The following is a 12,451-nucleotide window of genomic DNA, read 5'->3' on the forward strand; positions in this document are numbered from 1 at the left end:
GCGAAGCGGGAAGACAGCCGGGCGCACGCTCTGAGATTTTCCGAAGTCAAACACATGCGCGAGGTCTAAGAAAAAAGCCTCTCCGCGACCGGAGCGAGGATGACGGAGAGCTGAAGAACATGTCGCCCGAGGAGCGTCTTCGGTTGGTGTGATCGTTGACGTTGAGCGCTTGGGCATTCAAGGAGCGACTCGATGCTGAACCGCGACTACAAAGAGATGTTGTCGTGCTTGAAAGAAGAAGGGGTTGAATTCATCATCGTCGGTGCCTACGCTTTGGCGGCTTGTTCTTTATCCTGCCCTCGTGCGCAAAGAGCCATGCGCATGATTATCAAGGCGCACATTGGAAAGATCCTGTGCCAGTGGTGAATAGATGGGGTTCTCATCTCTAGGCTCCGAGTCGGTTTATCTTGGCAGCTTTTATAGTGAATCTCAGCAAAAAGGCTCAGTCATTTATAACCTCTCTCAAACCTGAGAAATACCAATCTTCTATAACATCTCTCAAACCTGAGAAATACCAATCTTCGCCTATCCAGCGCGCTTCTATTGCCATCTCATTCTTGTAAACTTCTCCTCCTTTGTCCACTTTCGCCATTCCCAAAATGTGGTAACGGACTATGCCCTCAGCATCGTTAGATAGATCAACCACCCAAGTAGGTTTGAGCTCCAAAAGGACGCTTCGATGCCCCTCAGCTACGGACTTTTTGCTAGCATCAACATATGCTTTCCGATCAAACTCATCTGGTTAACAGAACATTCGAGCGCCGTTGAGTTTTCCGAGCGAGAGAAGATAAAATCAAGCCTTGACTTCGTTTCGGTTCTGGAACGAAGTCAGCCTGCATGGTTGTAAATCGAGCGTCGGTTCAAGATGAAATCGCGTAGAGCTTCCACGCACACTTGCAAGATCATCCGCGCGACCAGCGCGTTGCACCTTCGTCCGCTTGATCTCCGCCCGAACCTCTTTGCGGACTAGCTCCCAGCTTCTCCTGCCGTCTCAACCACCATCAACAAACGCTCGACCCATACGCTTGACTCTTCGACGAGAGAAAGGAGAAGAAAAAATGTCCGCCATTTTCACCGTCAACAGGCCGCAGATCAAGACCGCACTACCCGGACCGAAAGCGCAAGAGATCATCAACGCCGATCACCGTTTCGTTTCGCCTTCTTACACGCGGCCCTATCCGTTCGTTGCGGCGCGCGCCGAAGGCGTCTGGATCGAAGACCCGGACGGCAACATCTTCCTCGATTGCAACGCGGGCGTCGCCGTCTGCTCGACGGGCCACTGCCACCCCGAAATCGTCCGCGTCATTCAAGAGCAGGCGGCTGAATTGATTCACGTCTGCGGCACCGACTACTACTACCGGCACATGCCACTCTTAGCGCGCAAGCTCGATGAGATCGTGCCTGTGCCGAGTCCGACGCGCACGCACTTTGCCAACAGCGGCACGGAAGCGGTCGAGACCGCCTTGAAACTGGCGATGTATGCGACGGGGCGCGAAAAATTCATCGCCTTCTTCAATAGCTTTCACGGGCGCACGCTCGGGTCGCTCTCGCTCACTTCGTCCAAAGCGGCGCAGCGGCGCGGCTTTCGCCGGCAAGCGCTGGACGTCACGCACGTGCCTTACGCTTATTGCTTCCGCTGCCCGTACAACCTCGGCAAGCGCGAAGATGGTGCATGCTGTTTGGGCGCGATCGATTGGATCGAAAATCGCCTCTTCAAGACGACGTTGCCGCCCGAAGAGTGCGCCGCCATCGTCGTCGAGTGCGTGCAGGGCGAAGGAGGGTACATCCCTGCGCCGCGCGAATTCTTACAAGGCTTGCGTCGCATCTGCGATGAACACGGCATCTTGCTCATCGTTGACGAAGTGCAATCCGGGATGGGACGCACGGGCAAGATGTTCGCTTGCGAACACTACGACCTCAAACCGGACATCATCTGTCTGGCGAAGGGGATCGCATCGGGCCTTCCGCTCGGCGCATGTGTCGCGCGCGCCGATCTGATGACATGGAAGCCGGGCGCGCACGCTTCGACTTTCGGCGGCAATCCGGTCGCCATCGCCGCCGCTTTGAAAACGATTGAACTGCTTGAACGCGAACTGATTGCCAATGCCGCGAGCGTCGGCGAGCACCTGCAGCAGGGGTTGCGTCGGCTGATGGAAAAGCACGAAGTGATCGGCGATGTGCGCGGACTTGGCTTGATGATCGGCGTCGAGTTCGTCGAAGACCGAAAGACGATGAAGCCTGCGCCCGAACTTCGCGACCGCGTCGAGCGCGCCTGTTTCGAACGCGGCTTGATCTTGCTCGGCGCCGGTACGAATACGATCCGTTGGTCACCGCCGCTCATCCTGACGCGCGAGCAAGCGGATGTCGCCATCGAGATCTTCGATGAAGCGATCGCTGCAACCTGCCGCTCCAGCGCTTGATTTGCGCCGAAGAATACAGCATCGCTGGACCGGCAAACAGAGTAGAAAGCCAACGAGCCGCTCCAGCGCTTGATTTGCGCCGAAGAATAGAGGGCGAAGGCGCGCTTCAACGCGCCCGCCTGAAAGGCGGCTGATCGCGAAGCAGCGCCTCGGGAAGATGCCGCCTCGAGGCGGCATTAAGATGATCGCGCCGAACGTCGATAGCGTTGTTTCATATGCGGCATCATTTGCGAGACTTGAAACAACGTGCTATAGTCTCATTTGCTCCCGCCAAACGGTGATCCTTTATGAAGCTCTATTGCAACCGCTATTCGCACTTCAAGGATCCTTTGGTTTGCGCGCTCAATTGCCAGTATCGGCTACGCTGCCGCGATTTCGCGCTCTTTTACGACGCCAATCGCGAGACCGTCGATTCGATGCTGGATCGGTATCTGACCTTTCGGCGAAGCCGCGAAGAGTTAGAGCGATCTCTTCCCGTGCTCGCCCCGTCGGGTCCTCATCTGGTTTTGGAGGTCAAACGGAAGATGGCTGAAGCGATGTACATCTGGATCGGCGCGGACGATCGCGCCGAATTGGTCACTCATCAGGAAGCTTTGAAACGCGCCGAACAAGGAATGAAGCCGAAGAAGATTTATCGCGTTTCGCAGGAGATGGAGCTGCGCTACCAGCTCGTGCCGCGCCGTCAGATCGAGAAAGCCAAGCGCGAAGCTTCGGTCGAAGAGGCGCGCGCACGAGCGCGCCGTTTGCGCGTCGTCGAAGATGCCGGGGAGAAGAACGAAAAAGAGGCGGCGATGAAAGGCGCAGCGAAGCGCCGACGCGCGGCTTCAAGATGAGGTGAAGATATCCGGGATCGGGATCTTAAAGATCTTTCACAAACTGATTCGGATCGACGCGATACGCGCTTGCCAATGAGCTCGCGCTTCGTCATACTCGTGGGAGAAAGAAGTTCGCGCGATGCTCCGGATCAGGCTTCACGAAATCTTTCGATCGATCATCGCCCTGTCGCTCGTCATGCTCGCGAGCCAGAGCGGGCGCGCGCAAGACGAAGATGTCGTGCGCATCGGCGTCAACCTCGTGCAACTCAATGTCGGCGTAACCGACCGCCGAGGCCATCCGGTGACCGATCTTTCGCCGGAAGAGTTCGTCGTCTACGAAGACGGAGTGCCGCAGCGCATCGTCTCTTTCGAGCCGACGACGACGCCTTTCAGCCTCGTATTGTTGCTCGACGTCTCGGGTTCGACGCTCAACTTCCGCACGACGCTCAAACAGGCTGCGCTGCGCTTCATCGATGCCCTAGCGCCGGACGATCGCGTCGCCGTCGTCGCTTTCAACGACCATACGAAGCTGCTGACCAACTTCACTTCAGATCGCAAGAAGATCGCGTGGGCGATCGAGAGGGCCGAAGGTCATGGCGAAACGATGCTCTATCGCGCGCTCGGCTACGCGCTCGAACTTCTCGCCAAAGAGGGGAAGCGGCGCAAAGCGATCGTCGTCATGACCGATGGGTTAGACACCGAGTTACGCAACCTCGATCGCACGGCGGTGGCCGATGCGCAATCGGAAGAAGAGGCCTTAGCGCGAGTCAAGCCCGAGGCGAACGCCCTGCTCAAAGGGGTGCTCGATGCGATCGATCATCAAGGCGTGACGATCTATCCGCTAGCCTTGGCTTCGGGCGACCCGCGCCGCCTGCCGATCACGACGCCGCAGATTATGGCGATCTACAGCGCCGCGCGCGCGCGCTTGCAGCTTCTCGCCGATCGTTCCGGCGGACGTCTTCACCAGATCAATCGCTTGGAAGATCTGGGCCGGCTTTATGCAGAAGTCGCCGCAGATCTGCGCACGCTGTATAGCATCGCCTATCAGCCTTCGGGCGATCGTCCGCGAGATGGGAGCTGGCGGTCGATCCGCGTCGAGATAAAGCGACCTGACCTGATTGCGCGCACGAAACAAGGATACTACGCCCGGTAGAGGACGATGATCGTCACCTGCGCCAAGTGTGGGCTGAAGAATCGCGTAGATCGAACGCGCGTTGGAACGATGCAGCCGGTCTGTGGCCGGTGCGGGGCGAAGCTCGAAGCGCATCTGGACGATGGCCGACCGATCGAAGTGACCGACGAGACTTTTGCGCGCGTCCTGCGAGAATCAGGCGAAAAGCCCGTCCTGCTCGACTGTTGGGCGCCGTGGTGCGGGCCATGCCGGATGATCGCCCCGGCGTTGGACCAGTTGGCGGCGGAAGCGAACGGGCGCTACATCGTCGCCAAACTGAACGTCGATGAAAATCAGCAGACGGCGCTACGCCTCGGGATTCAGAGCATCCCGACGCTCATCATCTTCAAGGGAGGCAAAGTGGTCGATGTTCTGATCGGCGCACAGCCCAAAAGCGTGATCTTCTCCCATCTCGCCGCGCACATTTGATCATCGCGGCTCACCAGGTTGGGGCTCATCCTCTTTAGCGAACTTCCCTCTGCGCTGCCTTTTCGCCTCGCTCCCCTCATCCGCTCTTCGATCCTCGCTCCGCGGCACGGGCGGCGAAGTCGCTTCTCCGCCAACGCGCCTCTCAGCAGATCTTCGCTCATCGTTTTGACCGACGGCGTTTGCGCTGTTCTGCGTTTGAGATGCCGACCGATCCGCTTCTGACTCGCGCTTCACTTCGGGCGGCGCGCTCGGGGCTCCACTCGCCGGCTCGACTGCCGCCTCAGGCGACTTCGCTTCGACTTTGGCGGGTTGCGCGCCCGTCGAAGATGGCGATTTAAGCTCGAAGGATGAGAGCGACGATCCGCCGATCCGCTCTTCCAAACCGTCGAGCGAGCCGTTGAGTCGGCGGTAGAGCGCTTCGATGATCGCGCGCCGGGCCGGATTGGGTGGTCCACCGCGGTAGCTCGCGATGTAGTTCGAAAGCGCTTCTTGCGCTTCACCGGCGGCTTCGAGCGCAGCCCCGAGATGCCATAGGGCCGTGCGCCACCACACGCTCTTTTCCGGCAACACGCCGGTCGCGCGCCGTAGATGGATGATCGCTTCTTCGGTCCTCCCCTGATTGAACAACGACCAGCCGATGATATCTTCGATCCGCCCGCGCATGATGTGCGAGATGATCAACGTAGGCACTTCGGGCAATTGGGGCGTCGCGCCAACGGCGATCGTTTGCGCGCGCAGATCGCGCAGTTCGCTGGCGACGGCGGCGACATTCGCCACGGGCGAGTTGACCGCGCTTTCAACTCGAGCGGCGGCCTTCTGCGCTAGATCGATGGCCAGTTCATAAGCTCGCCCCCGCGCCAACAGTTGATCGGCTGCGTAAAGGGCGCGAAAGGCGCTCATCTCATCATCGCCTGCCGTGAACTCTTCGATCGCAGAGCGCAGCTCTTCATCCTTCGCCTCCGCCTGCATGGCCGCGCGGAGAGCGAGGAGCCCTTTGAGTCGCTGCGCGTTCTCGCGCGTCTCAGCCATGCGAGATTGGAAGAGGCCGGCGCGAACTTCCGGCAACAGGAGATCGGTGAAAGTCTCAGCGCGCGCCGCGATCTTTCCGGCAAGATGGGTCGCAATCTGGCCATCCTCTATTTTGAACGACCGCGCCAGCTCTTCTGCCGCTTCCGCATAGAAACCGGCGCTCGCCAGCGCCGCGGCCAATTCGTAATCGAGCGTCGGGAAGTCGCCGTACTGCCGTGCGAACCGCAGCGCCCGTTCAGCTTCGAGCGGGCGTCGCTGCGCGATCAATGCCCGCGCCAAAGCTATCTGCGCCCAAGTGTAACGCGGCTCGATCTCCACGGCGCGACGCGCTAGCTCGAACGCCCGCGTCGCATCGCCGCTGGCCGCATACCAATATGCTGCGCCGACGAGCAGCGGGAAGTTGCGCGGATTTTCCTCGAGCGCAGCCGTCAACTCGCGCTCCGCCTCCTCACGCTGGCCCGAATCGAAGAGCGCGAGGACCAGTCCGGCGCGCGCCGCAACATCCTGGCCGTTATCGGCGACGAGCTCGCGATAGAGTTTGAGCGCTTCTTCCGTCCTCCCCGTTGCGCGGAGAAGATCCGCCAGACTCAGCTTCGCACTTCGCCCGCCTTCGAGTTCGAGCGCGCGCCGATACGCTTCCACGGCGTCATCGAGTTTGAGTTCGAGCCGCCGCGCGGCGCCGAGCGCCTGGTACGCGGCGCTCATCCGAGGCGCAAGTTCAATCGCCCGCTCCGCACAACGCACGGCCGAGGCGGCATCTTCGACTCTGAGATAAAAAGCCGCGATGACGAGCAACTTTTGCGGAGCATCGTTGAATTTCGTTTCAATCAACCTCGCCATCTCGAACGCCTCTCGATGAAGCTTCCGCGCGAAGAGCTGAGGCGGAATCTGAGCGATCGTCTCGATGAAGAGCTTGTCCGAATCGCTTTCGGGGAACTCGGCGATGGCGCGGCGAAACTGCTCGAGAGCGCCCTGCTGATCGCCCGCTTCGATCTGATTCAGCCCAAACTCGAGGCGCGCGCGCACGAGTAGCTCCGCCACCTTGCGCATGGCGACCTCGTCGCCGCTCGCCTGCCGCGCCAGCGCTTGCAAACGCTCGATCCGCTCCTGCGGGGGGAGCGCGGCGACCGCCGCGAACTCTTCGTCCGTCACGAGCTGTCGCGCCCCGTCCTTCGCTCCAACCCGATTCTCGGGTGCCTTCGCTGCGCGCTTTTGCTGCGCTTCTGACGCCGCTGAGAAAAGCAGGATGAAGATCAACGCCGCTCGGAGCCCTGCGCCAAACACCGCTTTCACCTCGCGATCAAAAAGATGTAAACCGAGTTTACCTCAACTCCGCCCGCGCGCGCAGCGCGTCGCTGTCCAGCGCTTCGACGAGCGCGCGCCCGGTCGCACTGCTCGGCGGTTGCACGCGCAACAGCGTCGCCAGAGTCGGCGCGATATCAGCCGGCGTCGCCGCTTGGGCGTAACGGCCCGGACGCACACCGGCTCCCATGATGATGAGCGGCACATGGGTGTCGTAGGAATATGGCGTGCCGTGCGTCGTTCCGGCTGGGAATTCGGATGAAAATTTGAAAGGTTCGTAAACGATGACCAACTCGCCGTTTCGGCGCGAGTTGAAACCGTTGTAGACGCGCCGCGCGATCGGATCCGACGATGAAACGCCGTGCATCTCAAGTTGCGTGCGCGTAAAACAGCGCGCGACGCCCGGAACGGTCATCACCGCCTCGGCGGCCAAACGTTCGATCTCCGCGCGCGCGATCCCATCCCGTCGCAATGCCGCGAGGTCGAAATAGACGTTGCCGTTGGTGAAGTGCTGCACGTACTCCTTCTCGCGACCGTAACGCGCGCGAATCGCTTCGCGAATCGCGTTCAGGATCGCGTCGCGTTTGACGCGCCCGCCCGGCAGATTGAGCGTCGCGGCATGTTCGGGGATAGGCGCCACGCCGTGATCGGCAGTAAAGACGACGATCGTCCGCCGAAGACCGACGTGCGCCTCGACGAAATTCAGAAGCTTTTCGATCTGCCGGTCCACGCGCAAGACCATATCCATCTCTTCATGGCTGTATGGACCGAAGCGGTGCCCGACGTAATCGTTCGACGAAAAGCTCACGGATAAAAGATCCGTATCATCATCTGCGCCCAAACCTTCGTTGATGATGGCCTGTTCGGCGAAGGCTTCCAAAAGCTCATTGGCGAAGGGCGAATATTCAAGCGCTTCATAAAACTCTCGGCCCGGTTTTTGGGCGCCGCCCGTGATGTTGTGCGGGAACGTGTTCGTATCCTTGACCCGTCCGATGTTCTCCCACGAAGGGGCATCGGCTCCGGCCCGCTTCTCATACTCCGCTTCGGGCAACAAACGCTCCCACCGCGCCCCAAAATACCTGTCGGCGAAACGCGATTGATTGAAGCGAACGACCCACGCCGGAAGCTGAGTCAGATAGTAGCTGCTCGACACCATGTTGCCCGTCTGCGTGCTGAACCAATAGGCCGCCGAGGCGTGACGCCCAGCCGGGAGGATGGCCGAGCGATCCTTGAGCGAGATGCCGATGACTTTGGCGCGGTCCTGCGTCGCAAGGCGCAGCTCGTCGCCGAGCGTCGAAGCGAGCAGGCGATGCGGACTGGAGGCCGTTTCGCTCTCCCCTCCGCCGAGCAGTTTAACGCTCTCATCGGAAACGCTGGTCACCAGCTTGCCCTCATCGCGGTCGAACCAACTGTTCCCGACGATCCCAGTATTGGCGGGCCACGTCCCCGTCATCAGCGTCGCATGACCGGGCGCCGTCTCGGTCGGCACATGGTCGTAGTTGGCATTGGTCCACGAGGCGCCTTCGCGCAAGAGCCGCTTGATCCCTCCGGCGGAAAAGAGGTCTCCGAAGCGATCGAGATAATCGTACCGGAATTGATCCACGACGATCAGCAGGACCAAGCGCGGACGCGCGCCCTCGGCTTGAGACACAAGGCGCCGCTGCGCGCTCAACTCGAGGGTTGGAACGATGAAGAGCAATAAAGCGAGCAACGAAGCGATGCAGCGCGACGCCGCTCGACGACGAATCGTGGAGATCATCAGATGAGCCTCATCTCGGATAAGGTCAATCAAAGACGCCGAATGCGCGCGAGAAGCTTAGCTTAACGCGCCGCGCTTTGCCAAACCGTTAACCCGGCGACACGTCGTTCTAAGCCCAAATCCCAAACCGAAGCGGTTTGACAAAGCGTTCGCTTGGACTTAAGCTTATCCATGCGTGTAAACGAAGATGTCTGCAGATGTGAGAGAGATCATCGAGGGGCAGTTGCGCGCGGCGGGTTTGAAGGTGACGCCGCAGCGCTACGCCGTGCTCGATTATTTGTGGAGCAATCGGACGCATCCGACCGCCGAGGAGATCGAGGCGGCGGTCAACCAGCGGTTTCCGTGTGCGTCGCGGGCGACCGTCTACAACACGTTGCATGCGTTGCACGAGGCTGGGCTGGTGCAGGAGCTGTATGGGCAGGGCGGGGTGACGCGGTATGACATCAAGGTTGAGCCGCATCACCACTTCATCTGCCGCCGATGCGGGCAACTGGAGGATATCGAAGCTAGCGCCGTACAAGTTGAGGCCCGCGAAAAGTTCAGCGATTATCAGGTCGAATCGATCGAAGTCGTGGTCCGCGGCCTGTGCGGCGAATGCCAACGTGATCTTGAAAACCAAGGGGAGGGGGAAAATCATGCAGAGCATAGAGGCGAGAGCGATTCCTTTGAATATCGGTCTTGACGAGAAGGAACGCGAAGAGATCGCACAAGGGCTATCGCGCCTTCTGGCTGATACTTTCACGCTCTATCTCAAAACGCACAACTTTCACTGGAACGTGACTGGCCCAATGTTCCAAACGCTGCACCTCATGTTCGAGGAGCAGTACAAGGAACTGTGGCAAGCGGTCGATACGATCGCCGAACGAATTCGCGCGCTCGGATTTCCAGCGCCGGGCACTTATCGAGAGTACAGCAGCCTCTCCTCAATTCACGAAGAGGAGGGCATCCCGACCGCCGAAGAGATGATCCGCCTGCTCGTCGAAGGGCATGAAGCGGCGGTTCGCACGGCGCGGTCCGTCTACTCGCTCGCCGATCAGGTCAACGACGCCCCCACCGTTGATCTGCTGACGGATCGAATGGAGATTCATGAGAAGACGGCGTGGATGCTCCGCAGCCTCCTCGCCGAAAGCGGCGAGGCCGCTGCCAAACAAGGCGCTTGAAACTGAGCAAGGCGACGAAGAACGATAAAGGGGGGCGGGTAACGCCTGCCCCCCTTTAAAAAATTCCAGAGGGGGTTGCGCCTCTTCAACCGATCCACTCGCGGAACGTTTGCAAAAGCAACCAGATGTTGAAAGAGGCGATGATGACCGCAACCGTCCAAGCCAGCCATTTTAACCACGCGGGATTGACGAACTCCCCCATCTTCCTCGGATCGCTCGTGAACTTCACCAACGGGAAGACCGCGAAGCTCAACTGCATGCTAAGCACAACCTGACTGAAGATGAGAAGTTGCGCCGTGCCGGATTCGCCGTAAAGCGCCGTCACTATGATCGCCGGAACGATGGCGACAAGGCGCGTGATCAATCGGCGGAGCCACGGGCGCAGACGAATGTTCAAAAAACCTTCCATCACGATCTGGCCAGCGAGCGTTCCCGTCAAAGTTGAGTTCTGTCCCGAAGCGAGCAGAGCGATGGCGAAGAGCGTGCTCGCTACGCTTACGCCGAGAAGCGGTGAAAGCAACTTGTACGCATCTTGGATCTCGGCCACCGCGTAATTGCCCGTGCGGTGAAACGTCGCCGCCGCGACGACGAGGATGGCCCCGTTGATGAATAAAGCGAGCATCAAGGCGATGGTCGAATCGATCGTCGCAAACCGAATCGCCTCGCGCTTCCCCGCCGCCGACAGCTCATACCGGCGCGTCTGCACGACCGAAGAATGAAGATAGAGATTGTGCGGCATGACGGTCGCGCCTAAGATGCCGATCGCGATATAGAGCATTCCCGAATCGGTGATGATCTGCGGCGATGGGATGAAACCGCGCAAGATGCCGCTCACATCGGGACGCGAGAAGATGATCTCCGCCGCAAAACAGACGCCGATGACGATGATGAGCGAAATGACGATGGCTTCCAGCAGACGAAAGCCGCGATTCTGCAACATCAAAAGCAGGATGACATCGAGCGCCGTAAGCATCACGCCCCAAACCAGCGGGATGCCGAACAGCAGATTAAGCGCGATGGCCGAACCGATGACTTCGGCAAGGTCGCAGGCGACGATCGCGATCTCGCAAAGGACCCAGAGGATGAAAGAGACGCGCGGACTGTAATGATCACGGCAGGCTTGGGCTAGATCGCGCCCCGTCGCAACCCCTAATCTGACGGCGAGGCTCTGTAGCAGGATCGCCATCAGATTCGACAGCATGATGACCGATAGCAGCGTATAGTTGAATCGCGATCCGGCGGCGATGTCGGTGGCCCAGTTCCCCGGGTCCATGTAGCCGACGGCGACCATGTAACCTGGACCGGAGAAAGCGAGCATCTTGCGCCAAAACCCAGCCCGTTGCGGCACGCCCAAAGCGCGATAGGCCTCCGGCAGACTCACCTGCGCTGAGAACCTCCGCCAGCCAGTCAAACGAGTTGCGTCGGTCCAGTTGTCCCCCATAGCCCCTTCCGTCGCTCCCCACAACGCGAAAGCGCGCTGCCGGAGGGCGCACTTTTTTGCTTACAGAAACGGAAGTTTAGACCGATCTAAACTTCCGTTTTGAGTTATATCCGATATAATCTGAGAAATCAAGGGGGAGCCTGAGACCGAAGATGGCCAAAGCGGTGGCGCGCAAACAGCTTCCGGCGGGCATCACGCCCGTCATCGAGGACTATCTGAAGACCATCTACTTCATGGCGCAAGAGCAGGCGCAGGTCAAAACGACCGATGTGGCGAAACGCTTGCGTGTCAAGCCATCGTCCGTCACGGCCATGCTTAAAACTTTGGCTGATCTCAAGCTCGTCGAATACCGCCCCTACTACGGAGTCGCGCTCACGCCGCTCGGCAACCAGATAGCATTAGAGGTGATCCGCCATCACCGCCTCATCGAGCTATATCTCGTCAAAGCACTGGGCTTCAGTTGGGACGAGGTGCATGAGGAGGCCGAGGTCTTAGAGCACGTCCTTTCGGAGAAGCTGGAAGCGCGGATCGCGGCGCATCTTGGCGATCCGACGCTCGATCCGCACGGCGATCCGATCCCTGCCCTTGACGGCACTCTTCCCGAAACAGCGACGATGACGCTGGCCGATGCCCCGTTGCGTAAACGTTTGCGGGTCGTGCGCGTTCGCGACCAGGATGCCGAACGCTTGCGCTACATCGCCACTCTCGGTTTGGTCCCGGGCGCGCACCTGCGTTTGATCGAACGGGCGCCATTTGAAGGGCCGGTCACGGTGCGCATAGGCAAACGAGTTCACGCGCTCGATTCTCGGCTGGCGCGCACGATCCTCGTCGAAGAGGCCCCGCGGCATCCCTCTTAATCTTTGATAAAAAAGGAGATTGACAGCGTCGGCGTGCACGCGATAACATGCATGCCCAAAAGATTGGC

At 59.7% G+C, this 12,451-nt stretch carries 12 protein-coding genes; 8 read left to right on the forward strand and 4 right to left on the reverse strand.

Annotated features, from left to right (window positions below):
• The first annotated feature begins 192 nt into the window (after positions 1-192).
• Positions 193-366 (forward strand): hypothetical protein, encoded by a 174-nt coding sequence (locus PYK22_RS17655; protein WP_157770893.1) that lies wholly within the window; start codon positions 193-195, stop codon positions 364-366.
• 76 nt (positions 367-442) lie between these two features.
• Here PYK22_RS17655 and PYK22_RS13745 read toward each other — a convergent pair whose 3' ends face one another.
• Positions 443-667, reverse strand: coding sequence for a hypothetical protein (locus tag PYK22_RS13745; protein ID WP_041978154.1), 225 nt, complete (start codon positions 665-667; stop codon positions 443-445).
• 391 nt (positions 668-1,058) lie between these two features.
• Here PYK22_RS13745 and PYK22_RS13750 point away from each other — a divergent pair, with 391 nt between their 5' ends.
• The 4 genes from PYK22_RS13750 (at position 1,059) to trxA (ending at position 4,835) form a co-directional block, all read left to right on the forward strand.
• On the forward strand, positions 1,059-2,420 hold the full coding sequence (locus tag PYK22_RS13750) for an acetyl ornithine aminotransferase family protein (protein ID WP_041978156.1): 1,362 nt from the start codon (positions 1,059-1,061) through the stop codon (positions 2,418-2,420).
• A 287-nt stretch (positions 2,421-2,707) separates the two neighbouring features.
• Positions 2,708-3,253 (forward strand): hypothetical protein, encoded by a 546-nt coding sequence (locus tag PYK22_RS13755; RefSeq protein ID WP_041978159.1) that lies wholly within the window; start codon positions 2,708-2,710, stop codon positions 3,251-3,253.
• A 121-nt stretch (positions 3,254-3,374) separates the two neighbouring features.
• Complete coding sequence (locus tag PYK22_RS13760; protein WP_041978162.1) at positions 3,375-4,388, forward strand: VWA domain-containing protein; 1,014 nt, start codon at positions 3,375-3,377, stop codon at positions 4,386-4,388.
• A gap of 6 nt (positions 4,389-4,394) precedes the next feature.
• The gene (trxA, locus tag PYK22_RS13765; protein WP_083437866.1) at positions 4,395-4,835 is read left to right on the forward strand and encodes a thioredoxin; all 441 of its coding nucleotides are present in this window, start codon (positions 4,395-4,397) and stop codon (positions 4,833-4,835) included.
• Here trxA and PYK22_RS13770 read toward each other — a convergent pair whose 3' ends face one another.
• Both PYK22_RS13770 and PYK22_RS13775 read right to left on the reverse strand, forming a co-directional pair.
• Positions 4,836-7,157 carry a tetratricopeptide repeat protein gene (locus PYK22_RS13770; RefSeq protein ID WP_041978165.1) on the reverse strand — a complete coding sequence of 774 codons (2,322 nt, stop codon included), beginning with the start codon at positions 7,155-7,157 and terminating at the stop codon, positions 4,836-4,838.
• A 28-nt stretch (positions 7,158-7,185) separates the two neighbouring features.
• The gene (locus PYK22_RS13775; protein ID WP_060635689.1) at positions 7,186-8,925 is read right to left on the reverse strand and encodes an alkaline phosphatase family protein; all 1,740 of its coding nucleotides are present in this window, start codon (positions 8,923-8,925) and stop codon (positions 7,186-7,188) included.
• A gap of 187 nt (positions 8,926-9,112) precedes the next feature.
• On the opposite strand from PYK22_RS13775, the gene PYK22_RS13780 reads away from it, so the two are divergent.
• Positions 9,113-9,607 (forward strand): Fur family transcriptional regulator, encoded by a 495-nt coding sequence (locus tag PYK22_RS13780; RefSeq protein ID WP_041978167.1) that lies wholly within the window; start codon positions 9,113-9,115, stop codon positions 9,605-9,607.
• A complete protein-coding gene (locus PYK22_RS13785; RefSeq protein WP_041978170.1) occupies positions 9,561-10,085 on the forward strand; it encodes a Dps family protein in 525 nt (174 codons plus the stop codon). The genes PYK22_RS13780 and PYK22_RS13785 overlap by 47 nt, the downstream gene beginning before the upstream one ends.
• 85 nt (positions 10,086-10,170) lie before the next feature.
• Here PYK22_RS13785 and PYK22_RS13790 read toward each other — a convergent pair whose 3' ends face one another.
• Positions 10,171-11,526, reverse strand: coding sequence for an Nramp family divalent metal transporter (locus tag PYK22_RS13790; RefSeq protein ID WP_041978172.1), 1,356 nt, complete (start codon positions 11,524-11,526; stop codon positions 10,171-10,173).
• Between the two features lie 152 nt (positions 11,527-11,678).
• Between PYK22_RS13790 and PYK22_RS13795 the strand changes: the two genes are divergently transcribed.
• Positions 11,679-12,383, forward strand: a complete 705-nt coding sequence (locus PYK22_RS13795) for a metal-dependent transcriptional regulator (RefSeq protein WP_041978175.1) — start codon at positions 11,679-11,681, stop codon at positions 12,381-12,383.
• Positions 12,384-12,451: the final 68 nt, after the last annotated feature.

Origin of the sequence: Pyrinomonas methylaliphatogenes (genome assembly GCF_000820845.2) — a bacterium.
Taxonomy (GTDB): Bacteria; Acidobacteriota; Blastocatellia; order Pyrinomonadales; family Pyrinomonadaceae; genus Pyrinomonas; species Pyrinomonas methylaliphatogenes.

Bases quoted from the DNA above. Each gene is read 5' to 3' on its own strand.
- PYK22_RS13750 (WP_041978156.1), top strand. From the start codon at position 1,059: ATGTCCGCCATTTTCACCGTCAACAGGCCGCAGATCAAGACCGCACTA.
- PYK22_RS13795 (WP_041978175.1), top strand. From the start codon at position 11,679: ATGGCCAAAGCGGTGGCGCGCAAACAGCTTCCGGCGGGCATCACGCCC.
- PYK22_RS13780 (WP_041978167.1), top strand. From the start codon at position 9,113: ATGTCTGCAGATGTGAGAGAGATCATCGAGGGGCAGTTGCGCGCGGCG.
- PYK22_RS13760 (WP_041978162.1), top strand. From the start codon at position 3,375: ATGCTCCGGATCAGGCTTCACGAAATCTTTCGATCGATCATCGCCCTG.
- PYK22_RS13785 (WP_041978170.1), top strand. From the start codon at position 9,561: ATGCAGAGCATAGAGGCGAGAGCGATTCCTTTGAATATCGGTCTTGAC.
- PYK22_RS13790 (WP_041978172.1), bottom strand. From the start codon at position 11,526: ATGGGGGACAACTGGACCGACGCAACTCGTTTGACTGGCTGGCGGAGG.
- PYK22_RS13775 (WP_060635689.1), bottom strand. From the start codon at position 8,925: ATGATCTCCACGATTCGTCGTCGAGCGGCGTCGCGCTGCATCGCTTCG.
- trxA (WP_083437866.1), top strand. From the start codon at position 4,395: ATGATCGTCACCTGCGCCAAGTGTGGGCTGAAGAATCGCGTAGATCGA.
- PYK22_RS13755 (WP_041978159.1), top strand. From the start codon at position 2,708: ATGAAGCTCTATTGCAACCGCTATTCGCACTTCAAGGATCCTTTGGTT.
- PYK22_RS17655 (WP_157770893.1), top strand. From the start codon at position 193: ATGCTGAACCGCGACTACAAAGAGATGTTGTCGTGCTTGAAAGAAGAA.